Source organism: Polaribacter marinivivus, from assembly GCF_042651285.1.
Taxonomy (GTDB): domain Bacteria; phylum Bacteroidota; class Bacteroidia; order Flavobacteriales; family Flavobacteriaceae; genus Polaribacter; species Polaribacter marinivivus.
The window spans coordinates 443,440-458,589 of the sequence record NZ_JBHSCY010000001.1 but is presented as its reverse complement, the minus strand read 5'-3'; the positions used below and the strand labels follow the sequence as shown (position 1 = coordinate 458,589).

Annotated in this window: 17 protein-coding genes; 8 read left to right on the top strand and 9 right to left on the bottom strand. The window is 29.4% G+C overall.

Annotated elements, in window-relative coordinates:
* Nucleotides 1-39: 39 nt before the first annotated feature.
* Nucleotides 40-1,440: a dihydrolipoyl dehydrogenase gene (gene lpdA / locus ACFOWD_RS02155; RefSeq protein WP_377407727.1), complete on the bottom strand. Its 1,401-nt coding sequence runs from the start codon at nucleotides 1,438-1,440 to the stop codon at nucleotides 40-42.
* Nucleotides 1,441-1,537: 97 nt separating this feature from the next.
* On the opposite strand from lpdA, the gene ACFOWD_RS02150 reads away from it, so the two are divergent.
* Together ACFOWD_RS02150 and ACFOWD_RS02145 are read left to right on the top strand one after the other, a co-directional pair.
* Nucleotides 1,538-2,011: a heme-binding domain-containing protein gene (locus tag ACFOWD_RS02150; protein WP_377407725.1), complete on the top strand. Its 474-nt coding sequence runs from the start codon at nucleotides 1,538-1,540 to the stop codon at nucleotides 2,009-2,011.
* Nucleotides 2,012-3,256 (top strand): glycosyltransferase, encoded by a 1,245-nt coding sequence (locus tag ACFOWD_RS02145; protein ID WP_377407723.1) that lies wholly within the window; start codon nucleotides 2,012-2,014, stop codon nucleotides 3,254-3,256.
* On the opposite strand, the gene ACFOWD_RS02140 is transcribed toward ACFOWD_RS02145, so the two are convergent.
* The 5 genes from ACFOWD_RS02140 to ACFOWD_RS02120 form a co-directional block, all read right to left on the bottom strand.
* On the bottom strand, nucleotides 3,246-4,463 hold the full coding sequence (locus ACFOWD_RS02140) for a carboxypeptidase-like regulatory domain-containing protein (protein ID WP_377407721.1): 1,218 nt from the start codon (nucleotides 4,461-4,463) through the stop codon (nucleotides 3,246-3,248). The two genes, ACFOWD_RS02145 and ACFOWD_RS02140, sit on opposite strands and share 11 nt — an antisense overlap.
* Nucleotides 4,464-4,518: 55 nt before the next feature.
* Complete coding sequence (locus ACFOWD_RS02135) at nucleotides 4,519-6,540, bottom strand: M3 family metallopeptidase (protein WP_377407719.1); 2,022 nt, start codon at nucleotides 6,538-6,540, stop codon at nucleotides 4,519-4,521.
* A 50-nt stretch (nucleotides 6,541-6,590) separates the two neighbouring features.
* Complete coding sequence (purE, locus tag ACFOWD_RS02130) at nucleotides 6,591-7,070, bottom strand: 5-(carboxyamino)imidazole ribonucleotide mutase (RefSeq protein ID WP_377407717.1); 480 nt, start codon at nucleotides 7,068-7,070, stop codon at nucleotides 6,591-6,593.
* 85 nt (nucleotides 7,071-7,155) lie between these two features.
* Complete coding sequence (locus ACFOWD_RS02125) at nucleotides 7,156-8,310, bottom strand: 5-(carboxyamino)imidazole ribonucleotide synthase (protein WP_377407715.1); 1,155 nt, start codon at nucleotides 8,308-8,310, stop codon at nucleotides 7,156-7,158.
* Nucleotides 8,311-8,366: 56 nt separating this feature from the next.
* Nucleotides 8,367-8,783, bottom strand: coding sequence for a phosphoribosylaminoimidazole carboxylase (locus ACFOWD_RS02120; protein ID WP_377407713.1), 417 nt, complete (start codon nucleotides 8,781-8,783; stop codon nucleotides 8,367-8,369).
* 114 nt (nucleotides 8,784-8,897) lie between these two features.
* Here ACFOWD_RS02120 and greA point away from each other — a divergent pair, with 114 nt between their 5' ends.
* From greA to ACFOWD_RS02105, 3 genes are all read left to right on the top strand, one after another.
* Complete coding sequence (greA, locus tag ACFOWD_RS02115; RefSeq protein WP_298989884.1) at nucleotides 8,898-9,371, top strand: transcription elongation factor GreA; 474 nt, start codon at nucleotides 8,898-8,900, stop codon at nucleotides 9,369-9,371.
* 72 nt (nucleotides 9,372-9,443) lie between these two features.
* Nucleotides 9,444-9,833 (top strand): HIT family protein, encoded by a 390-nt coding sequence (locus ACFOWD_RS02110; RefSeq protein WP_377407710.1) that lies wholly within the window; start codon nucleotides 9,444-9,446, stop codon nucleotides 9,831-9,833.
* A 2-nt stretch (nucleotides 9,834-9,835) separates the two neighbouring features.
* Entirely contained in the window at nucleotides 9,836-10,237 is a 402-nt protein-coding gene (locus ACFOWD_RS02105) for a hypothetical protein (protein WP_377407708.1), read from the top strand.
* Here the strand turns inward: ACFOWD_RS02105 and ACFOWD_RS02100 are convergent.
* Complete coding sequence (locus ACFOWD_RS02100; protein WP_377407706.1) at nucleotides 10,234-11,385, bottom strand: sensor histidine kinase; 1,152 nt, start codon at nucleotides 11,383-11,385, stop codon at nucleotides 10,234-10,236. The two genes, ACFOWD_RS02105 and ACFOWD_RS02100, sit on opposite strands and share 4 nt — an antisense overlap.
* A 78-nt stretch (nucleotides 11,386-11,463) precedes the next feature.
* Here ACFOWD_RS02100 and ACFOWD_RS02095 point away from each other — a divergent pair, with 78 nt between their 5' ends.
* Nucleotides 11,464-12,324, top strand: coding sequence for a flavin reductase family protein (locus ACFOWD_RS02095; protein ID WP_377407704.1), 861 nt, complete (start codon nucleotides 11,464-11,466; stop codon nucleotides 12,322-12,324).
* A gap of 5 nt (nucleotides 12,325-12,329) precedes the next feature.
* The gene (locus tag ACFOWD_RS02090; RefSeq protein ID WP_298989872.1) at nucleotides 12,330-12,698 is read left to right on the top strand and encodes a DUF3127 domain-containing protein; all 369 of its coding nucleotides are present in this window, start codon (nucleotides 12,330-12,332) and stop codon (nucleotides 12,696-12,698) included.
* 65 nt (nucleotides 12,699-12,763) lie between these two features.
* Here ACFOWD_RS02090 and ACFOWD_RS02085 read toward each other — a convergent pair whose 3' ends face one another.
* Complete coding sequence (locus ACFOWD_RS02085) at nucleotides 12,764-13,006, bottom strand: DUF1456 family protein (protein ID WP_298989863.1); 243 nt, start codon at nucleotides 13,004-13,006, stop codon at nucleotides 12,764-12,766.
* A 19-nt stretch (nucleotides 13,007-13,025) separates the two neighbouring features.
* Nucleotides 13,026-13,646, bottom strand: coding sequence for a YqaA family protein (locus tag ACFOWD_RS02080; protein ID WP_298989861.1), 621 nt, complete (start codon nucleotides 13,644-13,646; stop codon nucleotides 13,026-13,028).
* A gap of 124 nt (nucleotides 13,647-13,770) precedes the next feature.
* Between ACFOWD_RS02080 and ACFOWD_RS02075 the strand changes: the two genes are divergently transcribed.
* Complete coding sequence (locus tag ACFOWD_RS02075; protein ID WP_377407702.1) at nucleotides 13,771-15,150, top strand: short-chain fatty acid transporter; 1,380 nt, start codon at nucleotides 13,771-13,773, stop codon at nucleotides 15,148-15,150.

The following is a 15,150-nucleotide window of genomic DNA, read 5'->3' as shown; positions in this document are numbered from 1 at the left end:
ACCTCACCAATAGTGAGGTTTTTTTATTTTGGTTTTTATTTATGCGTTTAATGGCTTACCATCCCAAGCTGCTTTAGCTGCTTCTTTTACAGCTTCAGAATACGTTGGGTGTCCATGACAAATTCTTGCTAAATCTTCAGCAGAAGCTCTATACTCCATGGCTACTGCTGCTTCCATAATTAAATCTGCAACTCTAGCACCAACCATATGAACTCCTAATACTTCATCTGTGTTTTTATCTGCTAAAACTTTTACAAAACCATCAATATCTCCACTTGCTCTAGATCTTCCTAAAGCACGCATTGAAAATTTACCAGCCTTATAAGCTACATTTGCATCTTTTAATTCTTGTTCAGTTTTACCAACTGCAGCTACTTCTGGCCATGTGTAAACAATACCAGGAATTAAATTATAATCTATATGTGGTTTTTGACCTGCTAAATATTCTGCAACAACAACACCTTCTTCTTCAGCTTTGTGAGCTAACATTGCACCTTTTACAACATCACCAATAGCATAAATATTAGAAACGTTTGTCTGTAAATGATCATTAACTTCTACTTGACCTCTTTCATTTACTTTTACACCAACTTTATCTAAGCCTAAACCTTCTGTATACGCTTTTCTTCCCACAGAAACTAAGCAATAATCTCCAGTAAACGTAACTTCTTCACCTTTTTTATTGTTTGCTTTTACAACTATTTCATCTCCATTTCTTTCTACAGCTGTAACTCCATGACTTACATTAAACTTCATACCTTGTTTCTTTAAAACTTTTTGTAGTTCTTTAGAAACATCAGCATCCATTGTTGGCGTAATTTTCGGAGCATATTCTATAACAGTAACTTCTGCTCCTAATCTCTTATAAACAGAACCTAATTCTAAACCAATAACTCCACCACCAATTACTAATAAGTGTTTTGGTACTTCTTTTAACTTTAAAGCTTCTGTAGAAGTAATGATTCTTTCTTTATCAATCTCTATAAAAGGTAAAGTAGAAGGTTTTGAACCTGTTGCAATAATAATATTGGTACCTTCTATAACCTCTGAAGAACCGTCGTTTTTAGAAACTTTAACGTGAGTAGCATCTTCAAAAGAACCTAAACCTTCATAAACATCAATATTATTTTTATCCATCAGATATTTGATTCCTCCAGTTGTAGTTTCAACTACATTTGCTTTTCTTTCAATCATTTTAGAAAAGTCAAAAGAAGGTTTCTCTACAGTAATACCATGCTCTTCAAAATGATGAGTTGCATCATAAAAATGATGAGAAGAGTCTAATAAAGCTTTAGAAGGTATACAACCTACATTTAAACAAGTACCACCTAAAGTGCTATATTTTTCAATAATTGCTACTTTTTTACCTAATTGTGATGCTCTAATTGCAGAAATGTATCCTCCAGGACCTGAACCAATAACTATAATATCGTATTTCATTGTTTAAGAAATTGTGAGCGACAAAAATACATATATTTTTAGAGAATAATAAGAGGATTTTGTAGATTTACACAGATTCAATTTTAATGTTTAACTTATGAAAGTTTTAAAAAAAATAGGTGTTGTTTTATTAATTGCTTTAGTAGTAGCTCAGTTTTTTGGACCAGAGAAAAATGATGGAAATTTAGATACTGTTAATGCATTTATAGCAGAGACAAATCCGCCAGCTGAAGTCACTCAAATTTTAAAAACAACTTGTTTTGATTGCCATTCAGCAAAAACAAATTACCCTTGGTATAATAACATAACTCCTGTTAATTATTGGTTAGATGAGCATATTAGAGATGGTAAAAAACATTTAGACTTTTCGAAATGGAGTGAATATTCTTTAAAAAGAAAAGAGCATAAAATGGATGAATTGTATGAAGAGGTAGAGAAGAAAGAAATGCCTTTAAATTCTTATACTTGGACACATGCTGAAGCTAATTTAACACAAGCACAAATAGATGCTGTTGTAGCTTGGGGTAAAAAAGTACAAGCAGATTACAAGCAACAAATGACAGCAAAGTAATTGAAGCCAAAAGTTTTAATAATTGGAGCAGTTTGGGTAGAGCCCAATTCTTCTGCAGCAGGTGGAAGAATGTTACAATTAATTCAACTTTTTTTAGCTCAACATTGGCAAGTTACTTTTGCTTGTGCTTCACAAAAATCTACTAAAGAAACCTCTTTAACAGAGTTAGGTGTTAAAGAGGTTTCTATACAATTAAACTCATCTTCTTTTGATGATTTTTTAAACGAATTGCAACCCACTATTGTTATGTTCGATCGTTTTATGATTGAAGAACAATTTGGATGGAGAGTTGCAGAACATTGCCCAAATGCTTTACGAATTTTAGATACAGAAGATTTACATTTTTTACGTAAAGTTCGTCATCAACAATATAAAAAAGGAGAGAATTTTTCTAACGAAGCACTTTTAAAAGCGGAAGACACTAAAAGAGAAATTGCTGCTATTTTACGTTGTGATTTATCTTTAATTATTTCATCTTATGAATTGGAATTGTTAAAAATTCTCTTCAAAATTGATGAATCTTTATTGTATTATTTACCTTTTTTATTCAATAAAATTGATGCAAGTCAAACCCAAAAATGGCAATCTTTTGAAGATAAAAAAGACTTTATATTTATAGGTAATTTTTATCATAAACCTAATATAGATGCAGTTTTAACTCTAAAAAAACAAATTTGGAGTACCATAAAAAAACAACTGCCAAATGTAGAAATGCATATTTATGGAGCGTATGTAAATCAACAAATAAAAGAGTTACATAATGCTAAAGAAGGATTTTTAATAAAAGGGTTTGCAGAGAATTCTAAATCTGTAATTTCTAAGGCAAAAGTAGTTTTAGCTCCTTTAAATTTTGGGGCAGGAATTAAAGGAAAGTTAACAGAAGCCATGATTTGTGGTACACCCTCAATTACTTCAAAAATTGGAGCAGAAGGGATGCATGAAAATTTATCTTGGAATGGTTTTATAGAAAATAACTATAAACAATTTGCTAAAAAAGCGATTGAATTATATACCAACAAAAATAGTTGGGAACAATCTCAAAAAAACGGAATTGAAATTATCAATCAAATTTATGATAAAGACAAGTTAGAGCTTCCATTTATCAATCGAATTAAACAACTACAAGAAAATATAGAACAGCACAGAACCAAGAATTTTTTAGGGAGTTTATTACAGCATGAAACTTTACAAGCCACAAAATATATGAGTAAATGGATAGAGGAAAAGAATAAACCTAATATGTAGGTTCGTAATCTAAAGGCAATGTATGTGCAAATTTTTCATAAGACCAATAGCCTTCATAAAAAACGCTTAAAGGTTTTATTAAGATTCCGCTTTTATCTAAAACAATATTTTTTTCTAATGGAATAATTGAAGAAGTTTGGTAGGTTGCTTCTCTTTTTTTACTAAATACATTTCTTATAACATACCCTTTTTCTTCTTTTTCATTAGTATAAACGACACTTAAATTATTATCAAAAGTTAGTGTATTTGTATTGTTTTTAAAAGAGATTACTTCATCTTTCTTTAATTTAGATTTGTATAAATAATCTTTAAACTTTGGTAATCTTGCTTTTCTAACAGTAACTAATGCTGAATCTAAAGCAGTTAATGGAGTTACAATTTTTTTAGAAAAATCAAGATTAAAATTTCTATTTAATCTTAATAATTCACGTGCTTTTTGTATTTCTTGTTCAGTAGGTCTCTCAGGATTTTCTACTCTTTTAAACTGATTAATAATGTAACCTTCTTTGGTAAAAGTGTCATTTATTAAAGATTTATAAAAATGTACCTGAGAACCTTTATAAGCAATTAATCTGTTTTTTTTCCAACGTTTTTGTTTTCGTTTACCACCTTTCATTTCTTTATATCTAGTGTAACCTAAATAAGTGATATAATCATTAGTTCTTACAAAACTTTCTAGTTCAAAAGTGATGATGTAACCTAATGCTTTGTGTTTTATTTTTAGTGGTTTTTTAGCAAAAGCTTCCAGCTTATTTTCCTTTCGATTAAAATCAAAAAATAGTACCTCTTTATTTATAATCTCACATTCTTTAGAAAGTGATGTTCTTCCTAAAAAGCCGTCTTTAAAAGCTTGTAAATTATATTTCCATTCCTCATCATAAACTATCTTTTTAATAACAATTTCATCTAAAACATTTTCCTCTTCTTCTAAAACAAAAGTTAATGGCTTTGTATAGTTTGATGTATTTAAGGAGTATACAATTTTTTTATAGCCTAAATAAGAAACTATAAGTTCATATTGCCCTTCTTTTACTTGTAGTTCAAATTCGCCCTTAACATCTGTTGTTGTGCCAAACATGGTATTATTAAGATAAACTGCAACATTTTCTAAAACACCATTTTTATCATAAATAGTTCCTTTTATAGTAGTTTGAGACCACAAAGAGAGGCTAGATAAAATAAAGAAAAATAAAAATCGGTTTTTCATAAGCTAAAAATACTTATTCAAAAACCGATTTTAGTTTATTTTTTGTTAATTAGTTTTAATCACTTAACAACCCAGCTCTTTTTAGTAAAGCGTCTGGTTTTGGCTCTTTTCCTCTAAAACGTTTATACAATTGCATTGGTTTTTCTGTACCTCCTTTAGAAAGCACATTGTCTTTAAATTTTGATGCTACTTCTTTATTAAAAATACCTTTTTCTAAAAAGAATTCAAATGCATCAGCATCTAAAACTTCTGCCCATTTATATGAATAGTAACCAGAAGAATAGCCTCCTTGAAAGATATGAGAAAAAGAGGTGCTCATGCAATTTTCTGCTACATCTGGATACAATTTTGTTTCAGAAAACGCATTATTTTCAAATTCTTTTACAGAGGTAATTTCAGAAGGATTTTGACTATGCCATTGCATATCTAATAAGCCAAAACTTAACTGACGTAAAGTTTGCATACCTTCATGAAAACTTGCAGATTCTTTTATTTTTTCTACATATTTCATAGGAATTACTTCACCAGTTTCATAGTGTTTTGCAAACAACTCTAAAGCTTCTTTTTCATAACACCAATTTTCTAAAACTTGACTTGGTAATTCTACAAAATCCCAAGAAACAGAAGTGCCAGATAAACTGTTATAAGTTGTGTTTGCTAACATACCATGTAAAGCATGCCCAAATTCGTGAAACAGTGTAGTAACTTCATTAAAAGTTAATAAAGAAGGTTTTGTTTTAGTAGGTTTTGTAAAATTACAAACAATAGAAACATGAGGTCTTTCGTTTACTCCGTTTTTAATTTGTTGTGATTTATAGCTTGTCATCCAAGCACCATTTCGTTTTCCTTTTCTAGGATGAAAGTCTGCATAAAAAAGCGACACATAATTTCCATCTTTATCAGTAACATCATAAGTTTTTACATCTTCATGATATTTTTCTACATTAAAAACCTCTTTAAAATGCAAATCAAAAAGTCTGGTTGCTACTTCAAAAACACCATCAATTACATTCTCTAATTTAAAATAAGGTTTTAAGATTTCTTGATCTAAATCAAATAACTCTTTCTTTAATTTTTCTGAATAATAGGCTCCATCCCATTTTTGCAATTGATCTATATTATCTAGTTTCTTAGCATAATTTTCTAAGTTTTTAAATTCTCTTAGTGCAGCTGGTTTGGCTTTCTCAAGTAAATTATTAGAAAACTCAATTACTTTTTCTGGAGTTTCTGCCATTCTTTCTTCTAAAACAAAATGCGCATGTGTTTTATATCCTAGTAAATTGGCTCTTTGATGACGAAGATTTACAATATCTAAAACAATTTTTTCGTTATTGTTTTTATTGTTCTGAAACCCTTTACTACCAAATGCAAGGGCTAACTTTTTTCTTAAAGCTCTATTATCAGCATAGGTCATAAAAGGGATGTAGCTTGGATAATCTAAAGTGAAAATCCAGCCTTCTTTATTATTTTCTTTTGCTAATTGATGTGCAGCTTCTTTAGCAGATTCAGGTAAACCAGACAAATCATTTTCATCTGTAAGATGTAATTCAAAAGCATTGGTTTCTGCTAACACATTTTCTCCAAACTGTAAAGAGAGTTTAGAAAGTTTTGTGTCTATTGCTCTAAGTTTTGCTTTATCATCATCATTTAAATTTGCCCCATTTCTTGCAAAACCTTTGTATTGTTTTTCTAATAACATAGTCTGTTCTGGAGTTAATTCCAGATTTTCTTTAGTATCAAAAACAGATTTTACTCTTTTAAAAAGCGCTTCATTTAAGGTGATGTCGTTTCTAAATTCACTTAACCATGGAGAAACTTCTTGTGCTATTTTTTGAATTTCGTCATTTGTTTCTGCTGAGTTTAAGTTGAAAAATATAGAAGTTATTCTATTTAGTTTTTCACCTGTAAAATCTAGGGCAACTGTTGTATTTTCAAAAGTTGGTGTATCAGTATTATTTACAATTTGGTCAATTTCTGCCTTTGCTAAAGCAATCGCTTCTTTAATTGCAGGTTTATAGTGCTCACTTTTAATTTGTTGAAAAGGAGCTATATCAAAAGGTTGTAATAATGGATTCATTTTAAAAAAGTGAATTTGAATAGTTATTTAAAAAAGTTGATTGTAAAAAGTTATTTTTTTACACGTTCTGAAGCCTTTTCAACTTTTATTTTTAAGCCTTCTTTGTAGGCTATAATTTTATCTAAAACACATTTATCTGATGCACCAATAATTTGAGCTGCTAAAATTCCTGCATTTTTTGCACCATCTAAAGCTACTGTAGCTACAGGTACACCTCCAGGCATTTGAAGAATAGATAATACAGAATCCCATCCATCTATAGAATTTCTACTTTTTACTGGCACACCAATTACTGGTAAAGGACTCATACTTGCAACCATACCAGGTAAATGAGCAGCACCTCCTGCACCTGCAATGATAACTTTTATACCTCTTTTATGTGCGTTTTTTGAATAGTCAAATAATTTTTCTGGAGTTCTATGAGCAGAAACAATATCTACTTCAATTTGAATATCCATACTTTCTAAAACATCTATTGCTTCTTGCATTATTGGAAGATCAGAATCGCTTCCCATTATTATTCCTACCATAAATCTTAGATTTATCCTGAACTTGTTTCAGGATCTGTTATTTTTATTTTGAGAAGCTGAACCAAGTTCAGCTTAATTACAATTACTACGCAATTACTCTTATTGTTTCTTTAACTTTTTGTGCTATTTCTCTAGCTTTATTTACGTCTTCATTTACAATAGTTACATGACCCATTTTACGAAAAGGACGTGTTTCTTTTTTTCCATAAATGTGAGGTGTTACTCCATCAATCTGTAAAACTTCTTCAATATTTTCATAAATCACATCACCAGAAAAACCTTCAGCACCTACTAAATTTACCATAATTCCTGCAACTTTACTATCTGTATTTCCTAAAGGAAGATTTAAAATAGCGCGTAAATGTTGCTCAAATTGACTAGTATAACTCGCTTCTATAGAATAATGACCAGAATTGTGAGTTCTTGGAGCTACCTCATTTACTAAAATTTCATTGGTTTCTGTTTGAAACATTTCTACAGCAAGAAGTCCAATAAAATTTAATTCATTTACAACTTTAAGTGCTGTTTCTTGTGCTTTTTTAGCAACAGCATCTTCAATTCTTGCAGGGCAAATTACATATTCTACTTGGTTTGCTTCTGGATGAAATTCCATTTCAACTACAGGATAAGTTTTAGTTTCACCTTTAGCATTTCTAGCTACAATTACTGCTAATTCATTTTTAAAAGGTATAAGTTCTTCTGTAATACATTCAACTTTTGGTAAAGAAACTAAATCTTCATAATTTCTAACGATTTTAACTCCATTTCCATCATAACCAAAACGTGCAGCTTTCCATACAAAAGGAAAATCAATTATGCTATTTTCTACACAATGTTGTAATTCTTCTAAAAATGCAAAATGAGAAAAAGGGGCTGTTTTTATTTGATGATCAAAATAAAAGTGCTTTTGTCTTGCTTTACTTTGTATAATTCTTAAATCTTTAGGTTTTGGATATATGGTTAACCCTTCTTCTTCTAACTTATCAAGAGCGTCTATGTTTACCTTTTCTATTTCTACTGTTAGTAAATCTACAGTTTTACCAAAATTATAAACCGCATCAAAATCTAATAAATCACCAATTACAAAAGTATTACAAATTTCTGCACAGGGTGCAGATTGACTTGCATCTAAAATAGAAGTATGAATATCGAATTTTTGAGTTTCAGTAAGCAACATTCTGCCTAACTGTCCACCTCCTAAAACACCTAATTTAAAATTTGAAGAAAAATAATTTTGCACGATTGCTTATAGATTTATTGATTCTAAGCAAAAATAAGCAAGATTAAGGAGTTTGCCTAAAAATTAGTTATTCTTATTGAACTACCATTTCTTAGAACTCTGTATTCGATTGCTGGACATTCAAATCCGTTTGTTTGAGGAGCACCACCAAAGTCTACACTGTAAGTACTATTATCACAAGAGCACTTTAACAATCTGTTTTCAAAAGTCATAGGAGAGTTACAGTCGCTTGCTGGGCATAATCTATCAAAAGCAACAAAATCTGTTCCGTTTTTATTAAATAATATTAGGCCTTTATTGCCACCAGCAATTTCTGCATGTCCTCCAGGAACTTGTACATTTATTAAATTAGGGTTATTTAAATCTGCATTTACACTTAAAGGTAAGGATTGTATACAGTTTGCTAAATTTTCATTAGTAGAACAGTTTGATAATACAATTAAGCCAAAAAGTAATATTATTTTTTTAAACATAAGTAGCAGTAGTTTAGTGCTAATAACGATGCCAATTTACAAATATTTTGTACATTTGTAGTCTAATCTCATTCCTATTTTGGCGATGAGATTTTTATTTTAAATAGAATTATTATGAGTAACATATCTTATTATTCACCAGAAGGATTAAAGAAATTGAAAGATGAATTGGTTCATCTTGAACAAGTTGAAAGACCAAGAGTAACTCAAGAAATATCTGATGCAAGAGATAAAGGTGATTTGAGTGAGAATGCAGAATATCATGCAGCAAAAGAAGAACAATCTCATTTAGAAACAAAAATTGCAAAACTGAAAAATGTAATAGCAAATGCAAGAATTTTAGATGAAAGTCAATTAGATACATCTAAGATTTTAATTCATTCTAATGTAAAGATTAAAAATACTACAAACGGAATGGAGTTTTCTTATAGATTAGTTGCAGATTCTGAAACTGATGTTAGAAATGGAAAACTATCTGTAAACTCTCCGATAGGAAAAGGATTACTTGGTAAAAAAGTGGGTGATATTGCAGAAATTCAAGTGCCAAATGGAATTATGAAATTTGAAATTTTAGAAATTTCTAGGTAAAAAAACAAAAGATATTAATGAAACGCTTTGCATTTGCAAAGCGTTTTTTATTTTTACTAAAAACAACAAATCATGAGCATATTTACAAAAATTATAAACGGAGAAATACCTAGTTATAAAGTTGCAGAAAATAATGATTTTATCGCCTTTTTAGATATTAACCCAAATGCAAAAGGACATACCTTAGTTGTACCTAAAAAAGAAGAAAATAAGATTTTTGATTTATCTAAAGACGAGTATTCAGCGTTAATGGATTTCTCATATAGAGTAGCCAAAGCATTAGAAAAAACAATTGCTTGTAAGAGAATTGGAATGAGTGTAATTGGCTTAGAGGTACCTCATGTTCACGTACATTTAATTCCTATAAATTCGATGGCTGATATGCAGTTTCAACAAAAAGTAAAGCTAAGTAATGATGAGTTTGTTGAATTAGCTAAATTGATTGCTGATAATTTTGTATAGTTATGCTTAGTATTAACTCTAATAAGTTATTACTTATTTTAAGTTTCTTAGTTTTAGGAATTTCACTGATTTTATTTTGGGGAACTTATGAAAAAATGATTGTTGAAAAAAATCAAATTAAAGTTTATGCCAAAGTTATAGAAGCACCAGAAGATTGTAGTTCAGTGACTTCAAGAGGAGGTTATTGTAATTTAGAATATAATGGAAAGATTTATGTTAAAAAAGCTGGTATAAAATTTTGTGATTTAGTTTCAAACAAAGAACAAGTTTTAATGCTTACAAATAAAAATAGAAATAAGCTCTTTTTTATTGGAAGTTATAAAGAGGAAGACTACATCTATTCTCTTTTAATATTTATTCTGTCAATTATTGCAATAAGACAAAGTTTGAAGTCTAGTAGTTAAATCTTATCCAACAAAATCTGAAAAGTAGTTCCTTTTCCTAGTTCAGATTTTTTTACAAATATTTTTCCTTTGTGGTAATCTTCTACAATTCGTTTAGAAAGAGACAACCCTAAACCCCAACCACGTTTTTTTGTTGTAAAACCTGGTTTAAATATTTGTTTAAATAGTTTTTTAGGCATTCCTTTTCCAGTGTCAGAAACTATAATTTTTACTTTTTTTTGAGTTTGAGAAATCTCTAAGTGTAATTTTCCTTTGCCTTGCATGGCATCAATGGCATTTTTAATTAGATTTTCGATTACCCAGCCAAATAATTCTTTATTAAGTTTTGTCTTTATTTCTTTTTCATCAGTTTTAAAAGAAAAGCTAATTTGTTTAGAACTTCTAGATTCTAGATAATCAAAAGCTTGCTTGGTAACTGAGATAATATTTTCTGATTTTAATTCAGGAACAGAACCAATTTTCGAAAAACGATTGGCAATTGTATTTAATCTGTAAACATCCTTTTCTATTTCGTCTATATAAGTTTCATCAACTTTTTCCATTTTTAAAATAGAAATCCAACCCAATAATGAAGATAAAGGAGTCCCTATTTGATGAGCAGTTTCTTTAGCCATTCCTGTCCATAATCTATTTGTTTCAGCAGCTTTATTAGAACTGTAAAACAAGTATATTACTGTTAAAAATAATATTAAAATAAGTATTAAAGCTATTGGATAATAGGTAAGTTTATTTAATAAATCTGAATCTTTATAATAAATAAACTGTTTGTTTTTTCCATCGTAAGAAATGGTAATTGGCTCATTTTGATTTCTCATAATAGCCAATTGCTTTTCTATGTAACTAGGATTTAGGGATTTTATAGAATCTAAATTTTGAGTGTATAAAATATCACCTTTTTCATCTACTAAAATCATAGGAATACTATTGTTATTTTCGATAACTTTTAGAGGTAAAGTAACACTAGCATTTAAATCTGAAATAGAACCTATTTCTTTTTGCGCCTCAGCTAAAATCTCCATTTTTACACGTTCTTCTGTCTTAAACTTTTGAAAAAAAGTATAGGTATTCCAAAGAATAAGTGTAACAATTACAAAAGAAACTGCAATAGCAACTCTTTTAAATAAAAGTGTATTAGAGAATAGGTTCATTAAAAACAAATATAAAGATTTCAAGTATATAACTCATTTCAAGTTTAGATAGTATCTTTACAAATCAAAATATTTATTATGCTTTCTATAGATCCAAAAGAAATTTCTACAGGTAAATTACATAGTTATTTACTAGGTGCTATTGCACCAAGACCAATTGCTTTTGCAAGTACTATTGATGCTGAAGGGAATCCTAATTTAGCACCTTTTTCTTTTTTTAATGTATTTGGTTCAAATCCGCCAACATTAATTTTTTCTCCTGCAAGAAGTGTTAGAAATAATACCACAAAACATACTTTAGACAATGCAGAAGAAACTAAAGAAGTTGTGATTAATGTAGTAAATTATGCTATTGTACAACAAATGTCTTTAAGTAGTACAATGTATGCAAAAGGGGTAAATGAGTTTGAAAAATCGGGTTTAACAATGCTGAAATCTGATGAAGTAAAACCTTTTAGAGTTGCAGAATCTCCTGTGCAATTTGAATGTAAGGTGACAGATATTATTTACACAGGGAATGAAGGTGGAGCAGGGAATTTAATAGTTTGTGAAGTGGTAAAAATACATATAGCAGATGACGTTTTAGCTGAAGATGGTAGTATAGACCAACATAAAATAGACTTGGTTGCAAGAGCAGGAGGTAGCTATTATTCTAGAGCTAGAGATGGGTTTTTCGAAATTCCAAAGCCAATTGCTACTTTAGGAATTGGGGTTGATGCTATACCTTCTGAAATTAGAAATAGTGATATTCTTACTGGGAACAATTTAGGTTTATTAGGAAATGTAGAGCATTTACCAACAGAAGAAGCTGTTAATAACTTTGGAAAAGAACACCCTGAATTTATAGGGTTAGAAAAGACAAAAAAACATACATTTGCTCAAGAATATTTACAAAAAAATGATGTAGAAAGTGCTTGGAGAGTACTTTTATTAAAATAAGAATTATGGAAGTTATAGGTAAAATAAAATTAATTGGAGATGTACAAACTTTTGGATCTAATGGATTCAGAAAAAGAGAATTAGTAGTAACTACAGATGAGCAATATCCTCAAATGATAATGATTGAGTTTGTACAAGATAAAACAGACTTGTTAAACAATTATGCAGTTGGGCAAGATGTTAAGGTATCTATTAATTTAAGAGGAAGAGAGTGGATAAATCCACAAGGTGAAGCTAAATATTTTAACTCTATTCAAGGATGGAGAATCGAAAACTTAAGCCAAGCTCCACAAGCTCAAAATTTACCTCCAGTTGATCAGTTTCAACCAGCATCTAATGTTTCTGATGAAGAACCAGACGATTTACCGTTTTAAAATAAACGCTATTTATATATAAAAAAAGGAGGAAATTTAAACTAAATTTCCTCCTTTTTTTGTGCTTATTTATTTTCTTTTTTAGGCATTGGACCTCGAAGATGAATAATTAATCCATTTAAAAAGTTTCGTAAAAATTGATCTCCACACTCCATATACTTAGGATGATCTTCCTTTCTAAAAATAGCGCCTAATTCTGCTTTTGTAACTTTAAAATCTACCAAAGCACAAATTTCTATAATATCAGTGTCTCTTAGTTTATGTGCAACTCGTAGTTTTTTAAAAATATCGTTATTTGTTAATCCCATATTACAAAGGTAGTAGTTTTTAGTTGACTACTTTAAAAATTGCCCAAGCATATATTGCAAATCTTGCCAATCTAAATAATCCTAAAAAAACTACATTTTTAAAAGGGTATTTAATCATACCAGCTGTCATACAAGCTATGGAAAATGGTAGAGGTAATAATGCACCAACGAGTATTAAAATGCCACCCCATTTGCGAGTGTTTTTTAAGTTGTCTGCCATCTTAACTTCTAAATAGTTTTTTACGCTATTTACTTTTAAAGCCATTCTTCCAATAAAATAAGATAGCAAACCACCAAAATATGAAAGTACAGCTAAGATGGATAAATTTAAGATGGGTGTTTCTGTTTTTTTAGACCAAGCAATAAATATTTCTGGAGGAATTAATCCTAAAATAGTTTCTGAAATAAAAAAAACAGAAATAACAGTTATTCTAGAAAAAGTTTCTGTAAAATTTCGTAAGCCTTCGTTTATATTATAAACGTATTTATTAAATAAGAAAATAACCAAAATAATACCTAAAATTGGTAAGATTGCTTTTTTTATACTTTCCCAAACAAATAAATAAAAACCAGTTCTAGAGTAATATTTATGAACCAGTTTTGCTCTTCGTTTATTAGATCTTTTTGTTTTCTTCGGCATTTTTTTCTTTTATCAAAAGAATCAGTTTGCAAAAGTAATGACAATAAATTTAGAAAACTTTGTTATGTTGCAGATTAACGGTTTTTTAAGAAATTAGTATTTTAGCTAATCAAAAATAAATAGGATGAAGGCTACTAAAATTATTGAAAATATTTTTAAAAATTACCTTCCATCACCTTTTACAATTGCTATTTTACTTACGTTTTTCACTTTTTTTTTAGCACTTGTTTTTACAAAACCAATTGAGGAGACTTTTTTAAGTTATAGCAAAGAAATTTTAGAGTTTTGGGAAACAGGAATTTGGTCTAATTCCCTTTTAGTATTTGCTTATCAAATGATGCTGATTTTAGTCTTAGGTCATGTTTTGGTGTTAAGCAAACCTATTAGTAATGCAATCTTGCATATTACTAAATATTGTACAAATACCGCTAATAGTGCTGCAATTGTAGCTTTTTTTACAATGTTAGTAGCTTTTTTTAATTGGGGTTTAGGTTTAATTTTTGGAGCACTTTTAGCAAGAAAAGTTGCAGAACATGCACAAAAAAGTAATATTAAAATTAATTATCCAATTATTGGAGCTGCTGGTTATTTAGGTTTAATGGTTTGGCATGGAGGAATCTCTGGCTCTGCACCTATAAAAATTAATGAAGATGGTCATATAAAATCGATTATGGAGCAGGTTTCTTCAAGTAATTTGCTTAATCAAATTCCTAATAATATAGATTATTCTCAAACTGTTTTTAGTTGGTGGAACCTACTTATTTTTACAGTTGTTTTAATAGTAATCCCAATATTATTCTATTTTTTAGGAAAACATGCTAAGCCTACAAAAATTGATTTACCTACATATCAATTACAAAAAGATGATTTTGTTACTACTAAAGCAGAAAGGTTAGATACTTCAAAAATTTTAGCCATGCTTTTTGGTTTTGTAGTCTTATTAGCCTTCTTTATTCGATATTTTAATGATATAGTTGAGTTAAAAATAACTCCAAATTTGATTAACTTTTTCTTATTTGGATTAGGTATTATGCTACATGGTAGTTTTAAAAAATTTACAAGTGCAGTAGGAGAATCTATATCAGATATTTCTGGTATTTTGATTCAGTTTCCTCTTTATTTTGGTATTATGGGTATTATGAATCAATCTGGAATGGTAAATCTTATATCAGATTTTTTTGTATCTATATCAACAGAACCAACACTGCCCATTTTTACCTTTTTTAGTGCGGGTTTAGTTAATGTTTTTGTGCCAAGTGGAGGAGGTCAGTGGGTTGTACAAGGACCAATAGTTGTAGAGTCTGCGTTACAATTAGGTGTACCATTACCAAAAGCAATTATGGCTTTAGCTTATGGAGACCAAATAACAAACATGTTGCAACCTTTTTGGGCTTTGCCATTACTTGGCATTACTAAATTAAAGGCAAAAGAAATTCTACCTTATACACTAATTGCAATGGTAGTAGCTTCTAGTATTTATATTTTAGGACTTTTATTAGTTTAG

Excerpts from the sequence above, each read along its gene's own strand:
- ACFOWD_RS02080 (WP_298989861.1), bottom strand. The coding sequence starts at position 13,646 with ATGCCGAAGAAAACAAAAAGATCTAATAAACGAAGAGCAAAACTGGTT.
- ACFOWD_RS02100 (WP_377407706.1), bottom strand. The coding sequence starts at position 11,385 with ATGAACCTATTCTCTAATACACTTTTATTTAAAAGAGTTGCTATTGCA.
- ACFOWD_RS02110 (WP_377407710.1), top strand. The coding sequence starts at position 9,444 with ATGAGCATATTTACAAAAATTATAAACGGAGAAATACCTAGTTATAAA.
- ACFOWD_RS02075 (WP_377407702.1), top strand. The coding sequence starts at position 13,771 with ATGAAGGCTACTAAAATTATTGAAAATATTTTTAAAAATTACCTTCCA.
- greA (WP_298989884.1), top strand. The coding sequence starts at position 8,898 with ATGAGTAACATATCTTATTATTCACCAGAAGGATTAAAGAAATTGAAA.
- ACFOWD_RS02140 (WP_377407721.1), bottom strand. The coding sequence starts at position 4,463 with ATGAAAAACCGATTTTTATTTTTCTTTATTTTATCTAGCCTCTCTTTG.
- lpdA (WP_377407727.1), bottom strand. The coding sequence starts at position 1,440 with ATGAAATACGATATTATAGTTATTGGTTCAGGTCCTGGAGGATACATT.
- ACFOWD_RS02085 (WP_298989863.1), bottom strand. The coding sequence starts at position 13,006 with ATGGGATTAACAAATAACGATATTTTTAAAAAACTACGAGTTGCACAT.
- ACFOWD_RS02090 (WP_298989872.1), top strand. The coding sequence starts at position 12,330 with ATGGAAGTTATAGGTAAAATAAAATTAATTGGAGATGTACAAACTTTT.
- ACFOWD_RS02135 (WP_377407719.1), bottom strand. The coding sequence starts at position 6,540 with ATGAATCCATTATTACAACCTTTTGATATAGCTCCTTTTCAACAAATT.
- ACFOWD_RS02150 (WP_377407725.1), top strand. The coding sequence starts at position 1,538 with ATGAAAGTTTTAAAAAAAATAGGTGTTGTTTTATTAATTGCTTTAGTA.
- ACFOWD_RS02105 (WP_377407708.1), top strand. The coding sequence starts at position 9,836 with ATGCTTAGTATTAACTCTAATAAGTTATTACTTATTTTAAGTTTCTTA.
- ACFOWD_RS02095 (WP_377407704.1), top strand. The coding sequence starts at position 11,464 with ATGCTTTCTATAGATCCAAAAGAAATTTCTACAGGTAAATTACATAGT.
- ACFOWD_RS02120 (WP_377407713.1), bottom strand. The coding sequence starts at position 8,783 with ATGTTTAAAAAAATAATATTACTTTTTGGCTTAATTGTATTATCAAAC.
- purE (WP_377407717.1), bottom strand. The coding sequence starts at position 7,070 with ATGGTAGGAATAATAATGGGAAGCGATTCTGATCTTCCAATAATGCAA.